Consider the following 22,575-nt stretch of genomic DNA (forward strand, 5'->3'; position numbering starts at 1 on the left):
GCGCGGCCGTCGGCGACGACGACTCACACGTCGAAGACGACGTACGCCTCCCAGCCGGCGTCGGTCTCCGCCAGCCGCATCTCGGAGTAGGTGACGGCCTTCACGTCGCGGGCGTCCACGTCGGCGAACGGGACGCCCCGCGCGGACGCCTCGACGACCCACTCGTCGCCCTCCCGCCGGACGGTCGCCTCGTGGGCCGCGGGGAGGACGCCGCGCACGTCGCGCTCGTAGATGAGTTGGTCGAGGTAGTCGAACAACAGCGCCTCGCGGCCCTCCGCGCGGACGGAAAACGAAAAGCGGTCGCCCGTCTCGGCGGGGTCGTCGCACATCGCGGCGGTGAGCCCGTCGGCGACGGCGGCGAAGACGCCACCGAGGCTCTCGCCGTCGGCCTCGACGGCCACGTCGGCGGTGTGGTCGCGGAGCGTGAATCCCATAGCTGAGTGAGTGCGGCCGCCGACCCTCGTCCTTTCGGTCGCCGACGACTGTGCGTCCGGCGGCCGCTGACCCGCGCGCTTCGTGTCGGAAAGCTATCGAGTCGGCCGGCGGCGACTGCGTCCGGACGTCCGTACGGACGGTGGAGTTATATTCTCGCTCCGGTTACGACGGGATGTGAGCGTCAACGTGGAGATGCGGGTCGACGCCCCCGGCCAGCGCGAGTACGCCGAGGAGGCGTGGGACCTGAAAGAGCGGATTCGGGTCGAAGAAGGCCTCCTGAAACAGCGACGGGGCTTTTTCATGGACGCCTACCGCCGGTCGAACACGTATCTCCTCTACGAGAACGACGCGCTCGTCGCGTTCGCCTCCACGCGGCGCGACGGCTACATCCTCTTTCTCGCGGTCTCGCCCGACGCCCGCGGCGAGGGCTACGGCAAGCGCCTCGTCGCCGAGGTCGCGGACGAACACCCGGTCGTGACCTGTCACGCCCGGACGACGAACACGAACGCCCTCGACTTCTACGAGCGGATGGGCTTCGAGGTCCGCCGCCGCATCGACAACTACTACGAGGACGGCGGGGCCGCGTTCTACCTCCGACTGGGCGAGGAAGCCGGCCTCAGAGAGAAGCTTTCGGAGTTCCTCCGCCGGTAGTCGACCGACTGCGACCGTTCGACGCCGATTCGAGAGCGGCCGCGCCGGCCTTGCTCCCCTTGCGCGTATCCTTAATTTTTATTCACTTCCTAGTATATATGGGTGATATGTACATCGGAGTGCTCACCGTCCCGCTCGGAGACGAACCCCTCGACGACGCGCTCGACTATCTGTCGGGTATCGGCGTCGACGGCGTCGAACTCGGCGTCGGCGGCTGGCCCGGCGAGGACCACGTCGACCGAAGCGCCCTCGTCGCGGACGAGGACGCACAGGCCGCCCTCCTCGATTCGGTCGAGAGCCGAGACCTGCAAATCAGCGCGCTCGCCACGCACAACAACCCGCTCCACCCCGACGAGGAGACGGCCGCCGAGGCCGACACCGAACTCCGCGAGGCAATCGAACTCGCGGACGCCCTCGACGTGAACACCGTCACCTGTTTCTCGGGGCTCCCCGCCGGCGGGCCGAACGACGAGGTGCCGAACTGGATTACCGCGCCGTGGCCGACCGAGCACGCCGACGCCCACGACTACCAGTGGGAGGTCGCCGTCGACTACTGGTCCGACCTCGCCGCCTTCGCCGACGACCACGGCGTCGACATCGCCATCGAGATGCACCCGAACATGCTCGTCTACGAGCCGACGGGGATGCTGAAACTCCGCGAGGCGACGAACGAGCGCGTCGGCGCGAACTTCGACCCCTCGCACCTCTACTGGCAGGACATCTCCATCACCGACGCGATTCGGTTCCTCGGCGAGGAGGACGCCATCCACCACTTCCACGCGAAGGACACGAAGGTCTACGAGTCCGAGTCGCGCATCAAGGGCGTCCTCGACACGACCTCCTACGCGGACACCGCCGACCGCTCGTGGCTGTTCCGCTCTATCGGCTACGGCCACGACGAGGGCCACTGGAAGGACGTGGTCTCGACGCTCCGGATGGTCGGCTACGAGGGCGCGCTCTCCATCGAACACGAGGACGCGCTCACGTCGTCTAAGGAGGGCCTCGAAAAGGCCGTCGACGTGCTCTCGCGCGCCGTCTTCGAGACGCAACCCGGCGACGCCTACTGGGCGGAGTAATTCATGACTGACAAACTTTCCGTCGGCGTCCTCGGTTACCGCTTCAGGCCCACCTTTTTCCGGTTCGGGGCCGCGTCGCGACCCGCTCACCCCAAAAATATGGACCAAAAACTGCCGCGAGACTCGGCCTCCGGCCTCGCTCGCGGTACCGCATCGGGCACGGAGGTGGCGCAATGACTGAACCACTCACCGTCGGCGTCCTCGGTTACCGATTCATGGGGAAGGCGCACTCCAACGCGCTCGCCCGCCTGCCGATGTTCTTCCCCGACGCGCCCGACGTGGAGCGCTCGGTCATCGTCGGCCGCGACGAGGAGGCGCTTTCCGACGCCGCCGACCGCTTCGGCTTCGAATCGACGGCGACCGACTGGCGCGACGTGGTCGACGACGTGGACGTGTTCTACAACCTCGGGCCGAACCACCTCCACGCCGAGCCCTCTATCGCCGCGCTCGAAGCCGGTGCCAGCGTCTTCTGCGAGAAGCCGCTCGCGCCGACGCTCGACGAGGCCGAGGCGATGCGCGACGCCGCCCGCGCGGCCGACGGCGTCGCCGGCTGTGCGTTCAACTACCGGTTCGTGCCCGCAATCCGGTACGCGAAGGGACTCATCGAGGACGGCGAACTCGGCGATATTCGACACGTCCGCGGGCGCTACTTACAGGACTGGCTCGTCGACGCCGACGCGCCGTGGACGTGGCGCATGGACGAAGACGCCGCCGGCTCCGGCGCGCTCGGCGACCTCGGCGCGCACACGGTCGACCTCGTTCGGTTCCTCGTCGGCGACCGCGCCGGCGACATCGAACGCCTCTCGGGGCATCTCCAGACGTTCGTCGACGAGCGACCCGTCCCCGGCACGGACGAGTACAAGCCCGTCACCGTCGACGACGCCTACACCGCGCAGGCCGAGTTCGAAAACGGCGCGGTCGGGAGCTTCGAGGCGTCTCGATTCGCCGACGGCCACAAGAACGACCACACCATCGAGATTCACGGCTCCGAGGGAAGCCTGCAGTTCTCGCTCGAACGCCTCAACGAACTGGAGGTGAAAACCGGCGACGCCCGCGGCTACGAGACGGTGCTCGTCACCGACGAGACCGACCCCTACCTCGACCACTGGTGGCCGCCGGGCCACGTCCTCGGCTGGGAGCACACGTTCGTCCACGAGAACTACGAGTTCCTGTCGACGGTCGCCGAGGGCGGCGACTTCTCGCCGTCGTTCGAGGACGGCTACGAGGTCCAGAAAATCCTCGACGCCATCGAGCGCTCCGACGAGGCCGGCGAGTGGGTCAGCCTCGGCTGACGGGGCGGACGGAAGGAAATCGACCCGAACCGCGGGCGACCCGCCGCCCGCTCAGAACTCGATGACGCCCTCGTCGGTGATGACCTCGTCGATGAGGTCGACCGGCGTGGCGTCGTAGGCGGGGTTCTCCAGTTCGATGCCCTCGACGGGTTCGAGCATGACCTCGCTGGGCGAGCGAATCTCGTTTTCGAAGCGGAAGCCGCCGTCGACGACCTTCGCGCCCGAGCCGACGACCGTGACCGGCACGCCGACCTCGTTGGCGGCGGCGACGAGCGGGAACGTCCCGATGCGGTTGTAGAGCGTCTCTTCGACGATGCAGTCCATGCCGATGATGACGCGGTCGCACTTCGGGAGGAACATCCCCGACGCGCCGTCGACCATCAGGTGCGGCTCGACGTCGTCGATGGCGGCGAGTTCGCGCGCGAACTTCCGGCCGAGGAAGCGCGGGCGGGCCTCCGTCACGTAGGCGGTGAGTTCCGCCCCGTCGGCGACGGCGAGTTCGACGGCCTCCATGACCGTCGAGGAGTAGTCGTGGGTGAGGAACGTCTGGCCGTCCTCGATGGTCGCGGCCGCCTGTTGGGCGGCGCGGCGCTTGCCCGTCTCGACGTTCTCGACCACGCGGTCGATGGTCGACAGGGTGAGCTCCCGCGCCTCGTCGAGGTCGTCGACCTCGCCTTGGACGCTGTGAAGCACGTCCTGCAGGGCGTTGTACAACGACGCGTGCGACGGGTTCGCCCGCTTGAGCGCGCTGACGTTGCGTTCGAGGTCGCGTTCGAACTCCTCGACGGTCGCGTAGTCGCGCTCGGTCAGTTCCGCGAGCGCCCGCGTGGCCTTGACGGCGACGACCGAGGAGCTGTGCGTCTGCATCTCGCGAATCTCCTCGATGGTCTCGTCTATCATACGAGAACGTCGCCGTATCGTGTGAAAGAGTTTCCGGGAGCGGACGACGCCGCCGACACCGTCGCCGTTGCGGGCGCGGCCCCGCGGTCGGCCCGCGGGTCGGCCTCAGTCCTCCGCGTCGATGTCGGTGTCCAACTCGGCTTCGGGGGGCGTCCCGCCGTCGCCCGCGTTGGTCCGCTTTGCGTAGACGAACAGGGCGACGGCGGTGACGAACCAGATGACTGCGCCGACGCGGACCGCGAACTCGGCGCGCGCGCCCCACGTCTGGAGCCCGGCGTTAATCGAGAGGACCGCGACGATGGGCGAGCCGACGAGAATCGTCGTGACGAACGTCATCTGCATGACCCACCCGTAATCGACGCCGTCCGGATTCGAGCGCTCGACTGGTTGCACGGGTAGCAGTATCACGGCGACGGCTAATGCGTGCCGGTTCCCGCTCGCGGCGCGCGGGTCCGACGCCCCGACCGTCGGCGCTCAGCAGGCGGCGCTCGTCGAGGTGGGGTCGGTCGGAATCTCGTAGTCGACGAGGACGCTCGACGACCCGTCTTCGTGTTCGATGACGACCCGGTAGTGCTGGCCCGCCTCGCAGATGGGCCGGAGCGCGCTGTCGGAGCCGGCACCGTCGATGTGGGCGTACTCGCCCGCGGGACCGACCGTCTCGCCGCCGGTCCACACGTCCTCCCACGCGATGCGGTTGTTGGCGTCGTCGGCGACGAACACCCGACTGCCGTCTTCGATACTGCCGAACTCGTGGGTGATGTTGATGTACGCGCCGTTCGCGCCGTTGCCCGGGCCGTCGGGGTGGTAGGCGACGTCGAACGACACTTGCGGTTGCGGCTCGGAGAGCACGTCTTCGAACCCCATCACCATCACGCCGACCATCGCGGCGAGGAGGACGACGATGACGACGAGAAGCGAGACGCCGACGACCGGGGAGATGCCGCGGGACGAGCGGCGTCCGGAGGGTGACAAAGCGGGCATGCGTCGTTCGCACAGGCGCGTTCCTCTAAGTAAAGTGTTACTTCGACCGCAGGTCGGGGCGGCCCGCGCGGACGCCGCGGGCTGACGCGGGCCGGACGACCCGCGTTCGGCGACGCGCAAGGGTAACCTGATAACGCGGACGCGCGAACGGCACGCATGGTCACGGTACGGTCCATTCGGGCGAAGGCTGGTAGCGAGCCCATCACGATGCTCACGGCGTACGACGCGCCGACCGCGGGCGTCGTCGACGAGGCGGGCGTCGACGTCATCCTCGTCGGCGACAGCATGGGCAACACGGCGCTCGGTTACGACTCGACGCTCCCGGTGACCGTCGAGGACGTGGCGAGCCGGACCGCCGCGGTGGCGCGCGCGGCCGACGACGCCCTCGTCGTCGCCGACATGCCCTTCCTCTCGGTCGGCGTGGACGAGGCGTCGAGCGTCGAACACTGCGGCCGGATGCTCAAGGAGGCCGACGCCGACGCCGTCAAACTCGAATCCGGCCCGCACACGGTCGAGCTGACCGAACACCTCGTCCGGCTCGGCGTCCCCGTGATGGCCCACCTCGGGCTGACGCCCCAGCGCGTCAAGGAGGTCGGCTACGGCAGGCAGGGCACCGACCGCGACGACGCGCGGGAGATTCTCGACCTCGCGAAGGCCCACGCCGACGCGGGCGCGTTCTCGCTCGTCCTCGAACACGTCCCGGCGAACCTCGCGAAACAGGTCACGGCGGCCATCGACATCCCGACAATCGGCATCGGCGCGGGCCCCGACTGCGACGGGCAGGTGCTCGTCGTCGACGACGTGGTCGGCATGAGCGACCGCACCCCGCCCTTCGCGGCCCGGTTCGGCGACGTGAAATCGGAGATGGAGAAGGCGGTCGGCGCGTACAGAGAGGCCGTCGAGACCGGCGAGTTCCCGGCCGACGAACACAGCCACGTCGAAGACGACCTCGACGAACTGTACTGAGGAGGACCGTCACCGACACCCCCGCTCGCGCCCGGTTGCGGCGACCGGTGACGACCTACGCGACGCGGCGGTCGAGGAACGACTTCACGGCCTCGTTGAACGCCGCCGGCCGTTCGAGCATCGCCAGATGCGCGGCGTCCCCGACCGTTTCGAGTTCGCAGTCGGGCATCGTCTCCGCGAGGTACTCGTGGTACGACGGCGGCGTGAGGCGGTCGTACTCACCGACGAGCGCGAGCGTCGGAACCGAAATCTCGCCCACCTCGTCGCGCACGTCGAAGGTGTGACACGACAGGAAGTCGCGGCGGGTGACGGCCTGCCCGGCGTCGTACATCGCCGCTTTTGAGCCCTCGACGAGTCGCTCGTCGTCGGCGTGGAACAGTTTGTCCTCGCCGTGGAGGAAGGAGACGGCGCGGTCGAAGTCGTCGTCGAGCCAGTTCAGCAGGTCCGAGAGCACGGCGAGTTTCGCGCCCGTGCCCGCGAGGACCAGCGCGTCGAGGTCGAGGTCGCGTTCGAGCGCGAGCGTCAGGGCGACCGCGCCGCCGAGCGAGTTGCCGACGAGGACGCTCGCGTCCGTCGCCTCGGCCACGGCGACCACGTCGTCGACGTAGGCCGACAGCGCCTCGTAGCCGGCGTCGGCGTCCACGTCGTCGCTGTCGCCGTGGCCGCTCAGGTCGAGCGCGACCGTCGGGTAGTCGCTCGCGAGGCGGAACTGACCGCGCCAGACCCCGTGCGCGCCGCCGCTACCGTGCACACAGAGGACCGTCGGTCCCTCTCCCCCCGCGTCGCGGTATCGATAGGCTGTCTCCCGTCCGTGGTGGTCCACCGAAGCCGTCTCCATGCCTCGAAACTGGTCGCCGCGAGCCAATAAACCCCCACGCCGGCACCGAGTTTCGGGGACGGGGCGAAGCGGCCGACCGTGCGGCCCCCTGCCGAGGCCACTAGTTTGACGTTACTCCGCCGCGAACTGTACGGTGAGGCGTGGCGACTGTGAACCGCAATTCAACCGAAACGCGAGATATCGGTGTCGTCACCCGATTTGCTGGGAAAAGACTTATATACTTAAAACGCTAACTTTAGGTTAGACTTACAATGAGCATGCAACAGTTCGCCGGCGGGAACGAGCGGTTCATTCGCCGGTACGAATACGAAGACAGCTGGGTCATCGCGGCCGACGTGGGTCTCTCGGAAGACGAGATCGACGTGGACATCGTCGGGTCGACGGCCATCGTCGTGGCCGACACCGGCGACCGCGTGACCGAGACGGAGTTCGAACTCCCCGCCGGCGGCGACGCCGACGTGTCGGTTCGAAACGGCGTGCTCACCATCACCCTCACCAAGTAAATGAAACTCATCGTCAAACCCCTCAAGCAGAAGGACGCCGGCCGCGGGCTCGCCGCCATCGACCGAGCCGCGGCCGCGGAACTCGACCTCGAAGGCGGGGATTTCATCCGCATCGACGGTCCGAACGACGGGACCGCCATCGCCCGCGTCTGGCCCGGCTACCCCGAAGATCAGGGGACGGGCATCATCCGCATCGACGGCCGCCTCCGCCAGCAGGCCGGCGTCGGCATCGACGAGCGCGTCGACGTGGAGAAAGCGGACGTGAAGCCCGCAAAGCGCGTCACCATCGCGCTCCCGCAGAGCCTCCGCATCGGCGGCAACATCGGGACGTACATCCGCGACAAGCTCTCGGGCCAGCCGGTCGCGCAGGGCCAGAGCGTCCAGCTCCCGCTGGGCTTCGGCTTCATGAGCGCGTCGAACCAGTCGGTGCCCATCAAAATCGCGTCGACGGACCCCGACGGGACCGTCGTCGTCACCGACAACACCGAGTTCCAAGTGAGCCAGAAGCCCGCCGAGCAGATTACGGACGCCGCGCCGGGCGACGACGGCGGCCCCTCCGTCACCTACGAGGACATCGGCGGCCTCGACAAGGAGCTCGAACAGGTCCGGGAGATGATCGAACTCCCGATGCGACACCCCGAACTGTTCAAGCGCCTCGGCATCGAGCCGCCGAAAGGCGTCCTCCTGCACGGCCCGCCGGGCACGGGGAAGACCCTCATCGCGAAGGCCGTCGCCAACGAAATCGACGCCTCGTTCCACACCATCTCCGGCCCGGAGATCATGTCGAAGTACTACGGGGAGTCCGAAGAACAGCTCCGCGAAATCTTCGAGGAGGCCACGGAGAACTCGCCGGCCATCGTCTTCATCGACGAGATAGACTCCATCGCGCCCAAGCGGAGCGAGGCCGGCGGTGACGTGGAACGCCGCGTCGTCGCCCAACTGCTGTCGCTCATGGACGGACTCGACGAGCGCGGCGAGGTCGTCGTCATCGGCGCGACCAACCGCGTGGACGCCATCGACAACGCGCTCCGCCGCGGCGGCCGCTTCGACCGCGAAATCGAAATCGGCGTGCCGGACCGCGACGGCCGCAAGGAGATCATGCAGGTCCACACGCGGAACATGCCGCTGACCGACGACGTCGACCTCGACGAATACGCCGACAGCACCCACGGCTTCGTCGGGGCCGACCTCGAGTCGCTGGCCAAGGAGTCGGCGATGCACGCCCTGCGGCGCATCCGGCCACAGCTCGACCTCGACGCCGAGGAGATAGACGCCGAGGTGCTGGAGGGCCTCAAAGTCACGGAAGACGACTTCAAGCAGGCGCTCAAGAGCATCGAACCCTCGGCGCTCCGCGAGGTGTTCGTCGAGGTCCCCGACGTGACGTGGGAGGACGTGGGCGGACTCGAACCCACCAAAGAGCGCCTCCGCGAGACCATCCAGTGGCCCCTCGAATACCCCGAGGTGTTCCAGCAGATGGACATGGACGCCGCCAAGGGCGTCCTGATGTACGGCCCGCCGGGCACGGGGAAGACCCTGCTGGCGAAGGCCGTCGCCAACGAGGCGGAGTCGAACTTCATCTCCATCAAGGGCCCCGAACTCCTGAACAAGTTCGTCGGCGAGTCCGAGAAGGGCGTCCGCGAGGTGTTCAAGAAGGCCCGCGAGAACGCCCCGACGGTGGTGTTCTTCGACGAAATCGACTCCATCGCGACCGAGCGCGGCCGCGACTCGTCGAGTTCGGGCGTCACCGAGCGCGTCGTCTCCCAACTCCTCACCGAACTCGACGGTCTCGAAGCGCTCGAAGACGTGGTCGTCATCGCGACGACCAACCGGCCGGACCTCATCGACTCGGCGCTCCTGCGCCCCGGTCGCCTCGACCGCCACGTCCACGTGCCCGTGCCCGACGAGGAGGCCCGCCGCGCCATCCTCGACGTGCACACCCGCAACAAGCCGCTCGCGGACGACGTGAACCTCGACAAAATCGCGTCGAAGACCGACGGCTACGTCGGTGCCGACCTCGAAGCGCTCGCCCGCGAGGCGTCGATGAACGCCTCCCGCGAGTTCATCCGGAGCGTCGAGAAAGAGGACATCGGCGAGAGCGTCGGCAACGTCCGCGTGACGATGGAGCACTTCGAGGACGCCCTCGACGAAATCGGCGCGAGCGTCACCGACGACGTGCGCCGCCGCTACGAGGAAATCGAAGAGCGCTTCCAGAAGAGCGAGGTCGAACGCGACCGCGAGACGGAAGTCGGCCGCACCTTCCAGTAAGTCTCTCGGGGGCGTCGATCGGCCCGCGCGAACTCCCGCGCGGCCCGTACGACGCCACGGTTCCGACGATTTTTCGAACTCGACCCGTCGAGCGGCGGCGCTGTCGACGGCGAATCGGCCGCGGTCCCCGGCCAGTCCGTCGGTTAGTTCGCGGCGACTGTTCGAGCGCCGCCCGCCCGACAGGGCACCGCGACCGTCACGTTCATATCACTCCCGTCTGCTACGTAGTGGTACGCGGTTCTCGTGATACGAAATAATCAACGAGTTCTACGTTCATTTCATCGGAAATGCGGTGTGTCTCCCGTCGTTTGTAAAGAATGTACTCGGTCGGTAGTTGTCAGTTGGGCGCGAGGGGGCGAGGAGTGACCGGCCGACCGCTCAGCCGTCGAGGTCGGCGAGGATTTCGTCGGCGTGGCCGTCGGGCGAGACGCCCTCGTAGACCCGTTCGACGGTTCCGTCGGGGCCGACGAGGTAGGAGTTGCGGAAGACGCCGTCGAACGTCTTGCCGAACATGTTCTTTTCGCCGTAGGAGTCGTACGCCGAGGAGACGCTTCCGTCTTCGTCCGATAGGAGCGTGAACGGGAGGTCGTACTTCTCGGCGAACGAGTCGAGGTCCGAGACGGGGTCGTCGCTGATGCCGAGGACCGTCGCGTCGCGGTCTTCGAACTCGTCCCACGAGTCGCGGAAGCCGCAGGCCTCGGTGGTACAGCCCGGCGTGTCGGCGCGCGGGTAGAAGTAGACCACGACGTGCTCGCCGCGGAAGTCGGACAGCGAGACGAGGTCGCCGTGCTGGTCGGGCAGTTCGAAGTCGGGGGCGTCGTCGCCGGGTTCGAGCATAGCCACCAGTTCAGGCGGCGGGGAGAAGGGTCTTTCTCAGTCGAGTTTCTCGGCCGCGCCGCGCTCGACCAGCGGGTCGGCGTTGGCCGCCGGGAGCGTCACCACGTCCTCGGTGGCGAGGTCGTACTCGCGGTCGTCGACGCCGAGGATGGTCCCCACGTCGGCGGTGATGCGCACCGTCTCGCGCTCGTCGGCGAGGCCGGAAAGCGGGTCGTCCGCGGACGGCTCCACCGCGTCGGCGTCGCCCGCCGATGGGGCCGTGGTCTCCGAGTCGGGTTCGTCCGGCGGAATCGCGGGGTCGGAGTCCGTCGGATTGGAATCCACGGACTCGGAATCGGCGGAGACCGCGGCGGCCTCCGGGGCCGGTCGGTCGGCCCCCGTCTGCGTCGCCGACTGCGCGTCCGAGGCGTCGTCGCCGGTCCCGCCGCCCATCGCGTCAGCGAGCACGTCGCCCGCGGCCGAGTCGGCGGTGGCGGCCTCAGGGCCGTTGGCGTCGGCTCCGGTGCCAGCCGGCGCGGTCTCCGGGTCGGGTTCGTCCGGCGGAATCGCCGGGCCGGAATCGCCGGGCGCGTCCGGCTCCGCGGTCGTCACGTCGGTCGCCGACACGGCGTCGCGCGGGGAGTCGGCGGCCGACACGTCTTCGAGCGCGGACAGCACCGTCCCGCGGTTCTCCTCGATGCGGTCGACGAGGTCGTCGAACAGCCGCTTTTCCTCGCGGGTCAGCCCGTCCGTCTCGGAGGACATCCCCGCGGCCGCGAAGCTCGCGGCCTTGACGACCTTGCCGACGCGGCGCTCGTAGATGGAGGTGACGACCTCCTCTGCCGTCTCAATTTCGTCCGTGAGCCGCCGGATCTCCGGCGAGTAGTGGGTGCCGAGCTGTTCGGCCTTCTCCTCGCGTGTCGCCTTCTGCTCGGCGATGAACTCCGCGACGTCCTCGTAAAACGACTCGCGGAGGTGCTGTAAGCTGTCTTTCTGTCGCTCCGTCCGAAGCACGCTCCTGAGGTCGTCTACGTTCATTCTGTCACCTTCTCGGCTCGACCGCGAGTCATGAGAAACACGCCGAGGCTCTCGTCTACCGACTGCACGCCGGAGTCGAGTGTAAAGCTATCGCCGTCGAACTCGACCGCGCCGGGGTCGGTCACTCTCACGGCGATGTCGCGGCCGCGGAAGCGGTCCGGCACCGCGTCGGAAAGCGGGTCGAAGTCGTCGATATCGTCGCGGTCGAGCGGTTCGACGACGAGTCCCGACCCGCCGTGGAGGCTCTTGGGGAGACGAATCAGCCGCTTCGTGTCGGTCGTTACGGGTTCGTCTATCGGCGAGGTCTCGTCTTCGACGGTCTCGTGTGCGAGCGCCTCGACCAGCGTCCGGACGCCCGGGCCGCCGGCCTCGACGTTGCCCTCGCGGACGGCGTCGGGGTTGGTGCGGAACGCGCCGAGAATCGTCTTCGCGCGCCCGTCGCCGATGCCGTCGAGTTCCTTCAGCCGCGAGAGCGCGGCGTCTTCTTCCATCTCCAACAGCGCGTCCACGAACTCGAGGAGTCGCTCGTGGGTCCGCCGCCCCCACCCGCCTTCGGTCCGGAGGACGCGCTGGGTCGTCGTCCCGTGCTGTCGCGTCTCGATGAGCGCGTCGAAGTCGAGGTCGATGGCGCGGATGTAGTCGACCACCTCGCGGCGGGCCTCGCTGTCGAGGCCGCGGACCGACTCGTCGCGCACGTGGACGTGGTAGCCGCGGCCGCCGGAGAACACCGCCTGCATCTCTTCGAACGCGAAGTCGTCTTCGAGGAGGTCCAAGAGGTCCAACAGGGCTTCCTTCCCGGCGTCGAGCATGTCGGCGTAGCCCGTCGTCTCGGGGTCGACGCCGGGGAGGTGGTCCGCGTCGATGTCGAACACGAGGTCCGCCTCGCGCCAGCCTTTGTCGTCCATCGACCCCGCGCCGGGGTCCGCAAACCGGGCCGACGAGAAGTAGACGTGCCGGGGCGCGCTCCGGGCGAGGTAGTCCGAGAGGTCGCCGAGGTCGAGAAGCGACTGGTGGCGGTGCATCCGCGTGCCGCCGGCCGACCACGGGATGACGCCCCACTCGCGTTCGCCCGGGGCGGGCGGGAGCGGAACGTCGGTGCTCCGGTAGTAATCGCCGAAGCGACCTTCGAGGTACTCGCGAGTGCGCCCGTCCATACACCTCGGGTTCCGGAGGCGCGGGTAAAGCGATTACGTCTCCGCGCGTCCGTGGTCGTTTCTCTCACCGTCGTCGCGTGCGTATGCTTATCATTGTCGTTCGTGTATGAACCGGTATGACCGACATGGAGTACACCTATCTCGGCGACACCGGCCTCGAAGTCTCGCGGCTCTGTCTGGGCTGTATGAACTTCGGCTCCAGCGCGGAGTGGATGATGAACGACAGGCAGGCGAGCCTCGACCTCCTCGACAGCGCGCTCGACGCCGGCATCAACTTCCTCGACACGGCGAACGCCTACTCCCGCGGGGAGTCGGAGGAAATCGTCGGCGAGGCCATCGCCGAGCGCGACCGCGAGGAACTCGCCATCGCCACGAAGGTCTACTTCCCGATGGGCGACGGGCCGAACAAGTCCGGGCTCTCGCGCAAGCACATCATCGACCAGGCGCACGCGAGTCTCGACCGCCTCGGCACCGACTACATCGACCTCTACCAGATTCACCGCTGGGACGACGGCGTCCCAATCGAGGAGACGCTGTCGGCGCTCGACTACCTCGTCGAGGAGGGCCTCGTCAGGTACGTCGGCGCGTCCACGATGTCGTCGTACCAGTTCACGAGGGCGCTGTACACGGCCGACGTGGAGAACCTCGAACGCTTCGCCTGCATGCAACCGGAGTACAACGCGGTCGACCGCCACGAGGAGGCGAACCTGCTTCCGGTCTGCGAGGGCGAGGGCGTCGGCGTCATCCCGTGGTCGCCGCTCGCGGGCGGCTTCCTCACGGGCAAGTACGAGCGCGACGCCGAGGTACCCGCGGACACGCGCGCGAACTCGGACGAGTACACGTCGGGCCGCTTTACCGACGAGAACTGGGCCGTCCTCGACGCGATTCGGTCGCTCGCCGAGGAGAAAGACGCCACGCCCGCGCAGGTGTCGCTCGCGTGGCTCCTCCACAAGCCCGTCGTGGACGCGCCCATCATCGGGCCGCGTCGGCTCGACCACCTCGAAGAGAACGTCGGCGCGCTCGACGTCGACCTGAGCGACGACGACGTCGAGCGAATCGAGGCGCCGAAGTCGCCGACGTGGCCCGCGCCGGGAAAGGACTAAGCGCCCGGCGGCCTATTCTTCACAGACAATAGTTACAGACTCGGGGACGATTGAATTTCGGAGTCGGGTAATTAGTATCATGTAGTTTACTACAACAGCGGTAGTGGCCAGCACCAAAACTATAAATAATCACTAATTGTAGTGTACAAACTGTAATGGTTGATGCTGACTCACGCAAGGGCAAGCGTACTGGCGTCTCTCGACGCAGTTTTGTGAAGGCGGCCGGCGCATCGGGCGTCGCCGTCGGACTGGCCGGATGCATTAGCACCGGCGGCGGCGACGGTAACGGCGGCAACGGCGGCACGGACGCCGACACCGACACGCCGATTAACACCGAAGAGACCACCGACGAAATCACGCTTCAGTGGGCCGCCGACACCCGCGTCGCGGAGGCGGAGGCGGAAGTCGTGCAGGCGCTCCGGGACGCGGGCCTCCCGGAGAACATCGATATCGACATCCTCGCCGGTTCGCAGGTAACCGACAACAGGCAGGCGCAGTATCAGCAGTGGCTCTCCGGCGGTCGCTCGGAGCCGACACTGCTCATGATGGACAGCGGGTGGACGATTCCCTTCATCGCCCGCAACCAACTGCAGAACCTCTCGCAGTCGCTCCCCTCGGAGCTGACGTCGACCATCCAAGAGGAGTACTTCGAGGCCAGCGTCTCGACGGCGACGGGGCCGAACGGCGACCTCTACGGTCAGCCGCTGTTCCCCGACTTCCCGACGGTCCAGTACCGAAAGGACCTGCTCCGAAACGCGGGCTACACCGACGAGGACTTCTCGACGTGGGCGACCGAGTCGATGTCGTGGGAGGACTTCTCGCGCGTCACGAAGGAGGCGCTCGACGCCAACCCCGACATCGAGAACGGCTTTACGTTCCAGGCGAACGTCTACGAGGGCCTGTCGTGCTGTGACTTCAACGAGTTCATGACCTCGTACGGCGGCGCGTACTTCGGCGGCCGCGAGAACCTGTTCGGCCCCATCGGCGACCGCCCCATCACCGTCGAAGAGGAGCCGGTCATCAACGCGATTCGGATGGTTCGGACGCTCATCCACGGCGAGGACGACGAGTACGCCCTCGACGGCATCACGGGCGGCATCTCGCCCGAGGCGGTCCTCCAGTGGACCGAAGACCCGTCCCGACAGCCCTTCACGACGGGCAACGCGGTCATGCACCGGAACTGGCCGTACTCCATCGTCATCAACGGCGCGGAGCCGTCGGAGGAAAACGACCAGACCGGCTTCGGCGAGGACCTCGGCGTCATGCCGATTCCGTACGGCGTCACCGCCGACGAGGCCCAGTACGAGGGCACCGGCGGCCCCGTCGCCGCCCTCGGCGGCTGGCACATGACGATGAACCCGAACTCCTCGGACGAACAGAAGCAGGCCGCGGTGCAGGTGCTTCGGACGATGCAGACCGAGCAGTTCCAGCTCGACATGTTCCGCATCATCGGCTGGATTCCGCCGCGCCCGTCGCTGCTGGAATCCGACCAGGCCGCCGAGGTGCCCATCATCGGCCGCTACCTCGACGCCCTGAAGGTCGCCGGCGAGAACGCGATTCCGCGCCCGGTCACCGTCGTCTGGCCCCAGCAGTCCGGCCGCATCTCACAGGAGGTCAACGCCGCGTTCGCCCAGGAGAAATCCCCCGAACAGGCGATGTCCGACCTCGCATCACAGCTCGAACAGATCGAGCAGAACGCGTAGAGCAACGTCTTTACCGAGACGTAACTAACATACACGTTATCATTTGACATGGCTACCGAACAACAATCAGGGGAGACATTTTCCGACACCCGGAGGAGCGGTCCGTACGCCTCGGCCGTCAACTGGATGGAGTCGCTTTCCGAGACGCAGTTCGCGTACCTGCTTTTGACGCCCGCGCTCGTCCTCTTGGGGGTAATCGCCGTCTACCCGCTGGTCTCGACGTTCAGCATGTCGCTGTTCGCCGACCAGCTGACTGGGAGCGCGCGGCTCGGCGAGTTCGTCGGACTGCAGAACTACGTGGACCTGTTCACCGGCGCGCGCAACTACGCGCTCCCGTCGCAGTTCCTCCCGACGTTCTCCTCGGAGTTCCCCTTCGTCACGAACATCTACGCCAGCGCGCTCGCGGTGACGCTCATCTTCACCGTCTTCAGCGTGCTGTTCGAAACGCTCATCGGCTTCGGTCAGGCGCTCATCTTAGACCAGGACTTCCGCGGGCGGCGGTGGGTCCGCGTCGCCATCATCATCCCGTGGGCCGTTCCCATCGTCATTCAGGGGATGATATGGTACCTGATGTTCCAACCGAACATCGGCTTCCTCGTCGGGACGAGCCAGAATCCGGCGCTGTTGAACCAACTCGGTCTCATCGGCACGACGCCGCTTCGGAACACCGCCGACGCGCTGTTCCTCATCATCGTGGCCGACGTGTGGAAGACCTCGGCGTTCATGGCGCTTCTCATCCTCGCGGGGATGCAGAGCATCGACCGGTCTTTGTACGACGTGGCGAAGGTCGCCGGCGCGTCGCGCTGGCAACAGTTCAAGCTCATCACCTTCCCGCTCATCCTGCCGACGGTGCTCGTGGCGATGCTGTTCCGCACCATCGACGCGATGCGCGTCTACGGCATCATCCAGACGATGGCCGGCTGTCAGACGGTTCCGTCGCTGTCGTGTCTCGTCGTCACGACGTTCAACACGCCACTGTACGGGACGTCTGCGACCGTGGCGTTCGTCACCGCCGGTATCATCGCCGTCGTGGTCTCGGTGTACATCGTGAACTTCGCCAGTGAGGGTCTCTGAGATGTCCAACGAAACTCCGGGAGCCGGCCTCGGCTCCGACGACGAGATGGAACGCGGGCCGCTCGGCCGCTGGGTCGACTCGGCCATCAAGAACCCGGACAGAGTCTACCGCGCGATGTTCTACGTGGCGATGCTGTTCTTCCTCGTCACGACGCTGTTCCCGTTCTACTGGCTTCTCGTGCTCGCGCTCACGCCGAACAACCTCATCGCCAACATGGGGCTCGTGCCGAAGGGGTTCAACCCCGAGGTGTTCGTCGCGATGTTCGAGCGGGTGCCGTTCCACCTGTACATGTTCAACAGCTTCGTGCTGGGCATCACGACCACCGTGCTCGTGTTGCTCATCGCCAGCCTCGCGGGGTACGTCTTCGGCCGGCTCCGCTTCCCCGGCAAGGGCGTGCTGATGCTCGGCATCCTCGCCATCAGCTACTTCCCGCCGGCGGCGTTCCTCATCCCGCTTTTCGAGCTGTTCACCGGGAACACGGCGATTAGCATCGGGATGGTGACGATATCGACGCCGGACCTGTTCAACACGCCGGCACCGATGGTGTTCCCGTTCAGCGCGCTGTTCCTCCCGCTGTCGATATTCATCCTCACGACCTTCTACGGGCAGATTCCCGACGGGTTGGAGGACGCGGCGCGGGTGGAGGGGACGACCCGACTGGGCGCGCTGTTCCGCGTCATCGTGCCGCTTTCGGCACCCGGCGTGGCGACCGCGGGCGTCCTCACGTTCATCAGCGTCTACAACGAGTTCTTCTTCTCGTTCCTGATGAACAACGGCGAGGCCGACTCGTGGGCGCCCATCGTCGCGGGTATCCTGAAGTATCAGGGGCAGTTCGACACCCCGTACAACCTGATGGCCGCCGCCTCCATCGTGGGAGTCTTACCCGTGGCCATCCTTGTCATCATCGCACAGGAACGCATCGTGAGTGGACTGACCGCAGGAGCGCTGAAGGAGTAATCATGGGAGACGTAACACTCGAACACGTAAGCAAGCACTACGACGACGTAACGGCGGTCGACGACATGAACCTCGACATCGACGACGGAGAATTCATCTGTCTCGTCGGTCCGTCGGGGTGCGGAAAGTCGACGACCATGGAGATGATCGCGGGGCTCACCATCCCCTCGGAGGGGAAGGTGTTCATCGGCGACCGCGAGGTGACGAACCTCCCGCCGAAGGACCGCGGGGTGGCGATGGTGTTCCAGAACATCGCGCTGTTCCCCCACATGGACGTCTACGACAACATCTCCTTCGGGCTCCGCCTCCGCAACTACGACAAGGAGGAGATCGAGCGCCGCGTCGAGCGCGCCGCCGAAATCGTCCAGCTACAGGGGATGCTCGAACGCATGCCCGACGAGATGTCCGGCGGACAGCGACAACGCGTCGCCATCGCCCGCGCCATCGTCCGCAACCCCGGCGTCTTCCTGATGGACGAGCCGCTTGCGAACCTCGACGCGAAGCTCCGGGTCCACATGCGGACCGAACTCCAGCGCCTCCACAAGGAACTGGACACGACCATCATCTACGTCACCCACGACCAGGCGGAGGCGATGACGATGTCCGACCGCATCGCGGTCATCGACTCCGGCCAACTCCAGCAGATCGACCCGCCGCTTGTCTGTTACAACGAGCCGTCGAACCTGTTCGTCGCGGGCTTCATCGGCTCGCCCTCGATGAACTTCCTCGACGGCGAAGTCACCGACGACGGCTTCGTCTCGACCAACATCGACGTGGAGTTCGACCCCGCTGACCTCGGCGTCGAGCCGGGGGCGGACGTCACGATGGGCATCCGCCCCGAAGACGTGTACCTCGTCGGCGACGAGGCGCTCGTGTCGAACCCCAGCCGCCGCATCGATGCCGTCACGGACGTGCTCGAACCGATGGGCGACGAGATATTCGTCTACCTGAAGCTCTCGGAGACGACCGAGACGGACCTCGAAGACACGAGCGGCGTCGCCAACGACCAACTGCTGATGAGCGTCGCCCCCGACAGCGACATCGAGGAAGACGAGGACGTAACGGTCGTGCTCGACCGCTCGCGCGTCCACCTCTTCGACACGGAGACGGGCGAGGCCATCAGCCACGGCATCGAGACGCCCGTCCAGACGAGCGGCGCGCCCGGCACGGAAGCCGAAAGCGACGACTGACGCGGCCGTACCGCGGCCCGCGTCGGCTCGTCCTCCCTCGCAAACTCGCGGCTCGCACCGCCCGCACACCGCTTTCCGAACCAACCCACAGCACACACTCACACCAATGGTCAACGAACTCGGCCTGTTCTACCTCGGCGGGATGACCGTCCTGTTTTTCTTCTGGGCCTACGGCATCGTCTCGTTCCTGCTCGACCTGAAGAACAAGTTCATCCCGAAGGGCAAGCAGTACCTCCGCGGACGGCGTCGGCTCAAGGAAGAAAAGCGACGCGAAGAAGAGCGCAAGGAGCGAGAAGAACAGCTCTACTGAACGCCAACTCGACCCGTGTTCCTCGCCGCTCCCCGACGCTATTGCGCGCCACCCGCCACAGTGAGAACGCTTGCTAACCGGAGTCTCGCGGTCGATTCTGCCGAATCCACCCAAAGAACGTGAAACTTAACATCACCTGTAGTTAATCATCGAATCATGAGTACGGAATCATCGGTCCGAGTCGGCATCGTCGGCCTCGGAAACATCGGGCACCACCACGCAGACCGCCTCGTCGACCTCGGCGCGACCCTCGTCGGCGGCCTCGACATTCAGGCGGACGCCCGTCGTCGCTTCGCGGAGAAGTACGACGTGAACACCTACGAGGAGAAGACGGCGCTGTTCGAGAAGGTCGACGCGGTCGTCATCACCACGCCGAACCGCTTCCACGAGGAGTACGCCGTCGCCGCGCTCGACGCCGGCCTCGACGTCCTGCTCGAAAAGCCGCTGGCGCACTCGCTCGAATCGGCCGAGCGAATCGCCGAGGCGGCCGAATCGGCCGACGGCTTCTGCATGGTCGGCTTCAACAACCGCTTTGCCAACCCCGTCGAGGTCGTCCGCCACCACTACGAGGAGGGCCGCTTCGGCGACGTCACCCACGTCGAGGCCAACTACGTCCGCCGCCGCGGCATCCCCGGCCGCGGGTCGTGGTTCACCTCTAAGGAAATCGCGGGCGGCGGCTCGCTCATCGACATCGGCGTCCACGCCATCGACCTCGCGCTCTACTTCCTCGACTTCCCCGAGGTCGTCGAGGTCTCCGGCGTCACCCGCTCGGAGTTCGGCGACCGCGACGACTACACGTTCGTCGAGATGTGGGGCGAGGACGTGGGCCCGGAGGCCTTCGACGTGGACGACTCCGCGAGCGCCTTCATCCGCACCGACGAGGGCACGACCATCTCCCTCGAAGTCGCGTGGGCGACGAACCGCCCGACCAACGACGAGTTCTTCCTCCGCGGCACGGAGGGCGGCGTGCGCTTCGACCGCGCGAGCCACGACCTCCAGTTCTACGAGGACGGCGTCGGCGGCGGCAACCACCTCTCGACGACGGACGTGGAGACCCAGGACAACGACACCCACAAGACCGAACAGGAGGCGTTCCTCGCGGCCGTCGCCGAGGGCGAACACCCCGGCCGCAACACGGTCGAACAGGGCCTCGCCGTCCAGCGCGTCATCGACGCCATCTACCGCTCGTCGGAGACGGGCGAGGCGATTCGCCTCGATACGGCCGAGACAGAGACGCCGCCGGCGAACTGACCACCGCGAACGCACACCCCAAGCCCCACGTCTCACACCATGTCCGTCATCGACTCACTCAAGCGCCCGGAACACACCGGCGAGAACCGCTGTCTGCCGTGTACCGCCGTCAACGTCGCCATCGTCGTCGTCGTCGGTCTCGCGGTCAGCGTGCTCTCGCCGGTCGCCGGTCTCGCCGTCCTCGTCGGCGGCGCGCTCTCGGTGTACCTCCGGGGCTACGTCGTCCCCGGCACGCCCTCGTTCGCGCCGCGGTTGGTCGCGGCCGTCGGCCTCGCTGGCGTCTTCGACCACGGCGGCGAGGGGTCGGCTCCCGACCGGCGCTCGGAATCGCTCGACGCCGACGTCGACCCCGACGCGATGCTGTCGACGCTCCTGAACGCCGGGGTGCTCGTCGAGGAAGAAGACGGGCTGTTCCTCGCCGACGACGCCCGCGAGGAGTGGGAGTCGACGATGGCGACGCTCCGGAAGACCACGGACGAGGAACTCGCCGAGGCCGTCGCCAACGCGGTCCCGTTCGAGGCGGCGGTCGACGCCGAGTTCGGCGGCATCTCGCTCGACGGCCCCTCGATGTCCGTGTGGATTTCGCGGCCGCAGGCCATCGCCGACGTGGCGACGCTCTACACGGTCGTCGAGCGCGGAGTCGACCCGACGGTCGCGCTCGCCGCCACGGAGCCGATGCGGATGTTCGTCGAGGTCTGTCCGGACTGCGGCGGCCCGGTCGAGGAGACGACGACGCGAAACTGCTGTGGCGGCACCGCGGGGCTGTACGACTCGCCGGACCACGAGGTGCTCGGCTGTGCGGACTGCGGCGCGGTCGTCTACGAGTTCCCCGACGAGTAGCCGTCGCTGGCGGGGCACGGCCGAGCGGAAAGGACGAGCGCCGAAAAGACGAGCGCGGAAACTGACGACGCGGCCTCAGACGATTTCGTCGCGGTTCGGAACCTCGTCGCGGCCGAGCAGAATCTCCTGTCCCTCCACGTCTTCGAGCGCGGCGACCAGCCCGCCGACCTCGACGACGCCTTCTTCGGTATCGATGTGGAGCGACGCGACCTCTTCGGTGTCTTCGAACGCCGTCTCGATGACGCGCCCTTCGACCACGATGGGGTCGCCCGTCTCGATGTCGCGGCCGGAGACGGAGGCGTAGAAGTCGCCGTCTATCTCGCGGATGTCCTTGACGGCCCGGCGGATGGAGGCGTAGCGGCGGGGGAACGGCCGGCGCTTGCCGTTGGCGACGATGGTCTCGGCGGTGCTCCAGAGGACGGTCCCGAAGAAGCCGCTGACGAGGAAGCCGAGCGCGGAGCGGTTGAAGATGACGCCGTAGCGGTCGCGGTCGTCGCGGAGGGCGTCCTGCGTCGCGTAGATGGAGTACTCGCCGTCGGCGACCGCGAGGACGGGCGAGGTGATGCCGCGGCGGGCGCGGGCGATGGTCGCCACGTCGAGGTAGTTGAACTCGTCGGGGTCGGGCGCGCGGGAGGCGGGCGTGACGAGCAGGTCGATGCTGACGCCGCTGTCGATGGCCGCCGCGAGGTCGTCGCGGAAGCGACGGAGCAGGTCGGGCGTCAACGAGAGCACGAGTTCGTACTCGGCGGCCTCGATGATTTCCTCGATGTAGCGGAGGATGGTCGACCGCGACTTGACGAGCGAGACGGCCTCGGTGTCGCGGGCGGGGGCGGTGTAGCGCGCCTCCAGTTCCTCGATGAGCTCCTCAAGCGAGGTCTTGACGTTCGCGAAGGCGTCGTCGGGGTCGACGGCGACGATTTTCATCGGGCGCGACTCGCGGAGCTCGACGAGGCCGCGGTCAGACAGGCTCCGGACCGTGTCGTACACCCGCGGCTGGGGGATGCTGGTTCGGTCGGCGATTTCGCTCGCCGTCAACTGTCCGTGTTCGAGGACGGCCAGATACGCGTCTATCTCGTACTCGCCGAGGTTGAAGCGCTCACCGACTCGCTCCATGGTGAGCCGCAGTTCGTCAGCCATAGTCGTGACGTGTACGGCATCACCTAAATCATTTACTGAAATCCGAGTAGCACGAAATTCCGAAAACAAGTGGCACAACTGATAGCAGGGCGGC

At 66.9% G+C, this 22,575-nt stretch carries 23 protein-coding genes; 14 read left to right on the forward strand and 9 right to left on the reverse strand.

Going from position 1 to position 22,575, the window contains the following annotated elements; all coding sequences use genetic code 11:
- Positions 1 to 23: 23 nt before the first annotated feature.
- Positions 24 to 434 carry an archease gene (locus C441_RS11340; RefSeq protein WP_007275199.1) on the reverse strand — a complete coding sequence of 137 codons (411 nt, stop codon included), beginning with the start codon at positions 432 to 434 and terminating at the stop codon, positions 24 to 26.
- A 175-nt stretch (positions 435 to 609) separates the two neighbouring features.
- Between C441_RS11340 and C441_RS11345 the strand changes: the two genes are divergently transcribed.
- The 3 genes from C441_RS11345 (at position 610) to C441_RS11355 (ending at position 3,454) form a co-directional block, all read left to right on the forward strand.
- Positions 610 to 1,086: a GNAT family N-acetyltransferase gene (locus C441_RS11345; RefSeq protein ID WP_007275200.1), complete on the forward strand. Its 477-nt coding sequence runs from the start codon at positions 610 to 612 to the stop codon at positions 1,084 to 1,086.
- Positions 1,087 to 1,193: 107 nt separating this feature from the next.
- Entirely contained in the window at positions 1,194 to 2,162 is a 969-nt protein-coding gene (locus C441_RS11350) for a sugar phosphate isomerase/epimerase family protein (RefSeq protein WP_007275201.1), read from the forward strand.
- A gap of 173 nt (positions 2,163 to 2,335) precedes the next feature.
- Positions 2,336 to 3,454, forward strand: coding sequence for a Gfo/Idh/MocA family protein (locus C441_RS11355; RefSeq protein WP_007275202.1), 1,119 nt, complete (start codon positions 2,336 to 2,338; stop codon positions 3,452 to 3,454).
- A 51-nt stretch (positions 3,455 to 3,505) separates the two neighbouring features.
- Here the strand turns inward: C441_RS11355 and C441_RS11360 are convergent, their stop codons facing one another.
- The 3 genes from C441_RS11360 to C441_RS11370 form a co-directional block, all read right to left on the reverse strand.
- Entirely contained in the window at positions 3,506 to 4,354 is an 849-nt protein-coding gene (locus C441_RS11360; RefSeq protein ID WP_007275203.1) for a translation initiation factor eIF-2B, read from the reverse strand.
- A 105-nt stretch (positions 4,355 to 4,459) separates the two neighbouring features.
- Positions 4,460 to 4,696 (reverse strand): DUF5822 domain-containing protein, encoded by a 237-nt coding sequence (locus tag C441_RS11365; RefSeq protein WP_049920556.1) that lies wholly within the window; start codon positions 4,694 to 4,696, stop codon positions 4,460 to 4,462.
- Positions 4,697 to 4,828: 132 nt separating this feature from the next.
- Complete coding sequence (locus C441_RS11370; protein WP_007275205.1) at positions 4,829 to 5,335, reverse strand: type IV pilin; 507 nt, start codon at positions 5,333 to 5,335, stop codon at positions 4,829 to 4,831.
- Positions 5,336 to 5,491: 156 nt separating this feature from the next.
- On the opposite strand from C441_RS11370, the gene panB reads away from it, so the two are divergent.
- Positions 5,492 to 6,301, forward strand: coding sequence for a 3-methyl-2-oxobutanoate hydroxymethyltransferase (gene panB / locus C441_RS11375; protein ID WP_007275206.1), 810 nt, complete (start codon positions 5,492 to 5,494; stop codon positions 6,299 to 6,301).
- A 55-nt stretch (positions 6,302 to 6,356) separates the two neighbouring features.
- On the opposite strand, the gene C441_RS11380 is transcribed toward panB, so the two are convergent.
- On the reverse strand, positions 6,357 to 7,139 hold the full coding sequence (locus C441_RS11380) for an alpha/beta fold hydrolase (protein ID WP_049920557.1): 783 nt from the start codon (positions 7,137 to 7,139) through the stop codon (positions 6,357 to 6,359).
- A gap of 251 nt (positions 7,140 to 7,390) precedes the next feature.
- On the opposite strand from C441_RS11380, the gene C441_RS11385 reads away from it, so the two are divergent.
- Both C441_RS11385 and C441_RS11390 read left to right on the forward strand, forming a co-directional pair.
- A complete protein-coding gene (locus tag C441_RS11385; RefSeq protein ID WP_049917966.1) occupies positions 7,391 to 7,642 on the forward strand; it encodes an Hsp20/alpha crystallin family protein in 252 nt (83 codons plus the stop codon).
- Positions 7,643 to 9,907 carry a CDC48 family AAA ATPase gene (locus C441_RS11390; protein ID WP_007275208.1) on the forward strand — a complete coding sequence of 755 codons (2,265 nt, stop codon included), beginning with the start codon at positions 7,643 to 7,645 and terminating at the stop codon, positions 9,905 to 9,907.
- A 378-nt stretch (positions 9,908 to 10,285) separates the two neighbouring features.
- On the opposite strand, the gene bcp is transcribed toward C441_RS11390, so the two are convergent.
- From bcp to priS, 3 genes are read right to left on the reverse strand one after another with little or no spacing between them, the layout of a single operon-like run.
- Positions 10,286 to 10,744, reverse strand: coding sequence for a thioredoxin-dependent thiol peroxidase (gene bcp / locus C441_RS11395; RefSeq protein WP_007275209.1), 459 nt, complete (start codon positions 10,742 to 10,744; stop codon positions 10,286 to 10,288).
- 36 nt (positions 10,745 to 10,780) lie between these two features.
- Complete coding sequence (locus C441_RS11400; protein WP_007275210.1) at positions 10,781 to 11,761, reverse strand: DNA replication complex subunit Gins51; 981 nt, start codon at positions 11,759 to 11,761, stop codon at positions 10,781 to 10,783.
- The gene (priS, locus tag C441_RS11405; RefSeq protein WP_007275211.1) at positions 11,758 to 12,915 is read right to left on the reverse strand and encodes a DNA primase small subunit PriS; all 1,158 of its coding nucleotides are present in this window, start codon (positions 12,913 to 12,915) and stop codon (positions 11,758 to 11,760) included. The genes C441_RS11400 and priS overlap by 4 nt, the downstream gene beginning before the upstream one ends.
- Before the next feature lie 116 nt (positions 12,916 to 13,031).
- On the opposite strand from priS, the gene C441_RS11410 reads away from it, so the two are divergent.
- The 8 genes from C441_RS11410 (at position 13,032) to C441_RS11445 (ending at position 21,344) form a co-directional block, all read left to right on the forward strand.
- Positions 13,032 to 14,018, forward strand: a complete 987-nt coding sequence (locus C441_RS11410; RefSeq protein WP_007275212.1) for an aldo/keto reductase — start codon at positions 13,032 to 13,034, stop codon at positions 14,016 to 14,018.
- Positions 14,019 to 14,173: 155 nt separating this feature from the next.
- Positions 14,174 to 15,721 (forward strand): substrate-binding domain-containing protein, encoded by a 1,548-nt coding sequence (locus C441_RS11415; RefSeq protein ID WP_152420724.1) that lies wholly within the window; start codon positions 14,174 to 14,176, stop codon positions 15,719 to 15,721.
- 126 nt (positions 15,722 to 15,847) lie between these two features.
- A complete protein-coding gene (locus tag C441_RS11420) occupies positions 15,848 to 16,795 on the forward strand; it encodes a carbohydrate ABC transporter permease (protein ID WP_004969434.1) in 948 nt (315 codons plus the stop codon).
- A gap of 1 nt (position 16,796) precedes the next feature.
- On the forward strand, positions 16,797 to 17,753 hold the full coding sequence (locus tag C441_RS11425) for a carbohydrate ABC transporter permease (RefSeq protein WP_007275214.1): 957 nt from the start codon (positions 16,797 to 16,799) through the stop codon (positions 17,751 to 17,753).
- A gap of 2 nt (positions 17,754 to 17,755) precedes the next feature.
- Positions 17,756 to 18,943 (forward strand): ABC transporter ATP-binding protein, encoded by a 1,188-nt coding sequence (locus tag C441_RS11430; RefSeq protein ID WP_007275215.1) that lies wholly within the window; start codon positions 17,756 to 17,758, stop codon positions 18,941 to 18,943.
- A 106-nt stretch (positions 18,944 to 19,049) separates the two neighbouring features.
- The gene (locus tag C441_RS11435; protein WP_004042869.1) at positions 19,050 to 19,253 is read left to right on the forward strand and encodes a hypothetical protein; all 204 of its coding nucleotides are present in this window, start codon (positions 19,050 to 19,052) and stop codon (positions 19,251 to 19,253) included.
- A 156-nt stretch (positions 19,254 to 19,409) separates the two neighbouring features.
- Complete coding sequence (locus tag C441_RS11440; protein WP_007275216.1) at positions 19,410 to 20,504, forward strand: Gfo/Idh/MocA family protein; 1,095 nt, start codon at positions 19,410 to 19,412, stop codon at positions 20,502 to 20,504.
- Between the two features lie 39 nt (positions 20,505 to 20,543).
- Positions 20,544 to 21,344, forward strand: a complete 801-nt coding sequence (locus C441_RS11445; protein ID WP_007275217.1) for a hypothetical protein — start codon at positions 20,544 to 20,546, stop codon at positions 21,342 to 21,344.
- A gap of 75 nt (positions 21,345 to 21,419) precedes the next feature.
- Here the strand turns inward: C441_RS11445 and trmB are convergent, their stop codons facing one another.
- Positions 21,420 to 22,481 carry an HTH-type sugar sensing transcriptional regulator TrmB gene (trmB, locus tag C441_RS11450; protein WP_007275218.1) on the reverse strand — a complete coding sequence of 354 codons (1,062 nt, stop codon included), beginning with the start codon at positions 22,479 to 22,481 and terminating at the stop codon, positions 21,420 to 21,422.
- Between the last annotated feature and the right edge of the window lie 94 nt (positions 22,482 to 22,575).

Source organism: Haloferax sulfurifontis ATCC BAA-897 (assembly GCF_000337835.1).
GTDB classification, from domain to species: Archaea; Halobacteriota; Halobacteria; order Halobacteriales; family Haloferacaceae; genus Haloferax; species Haloferax denitrificans.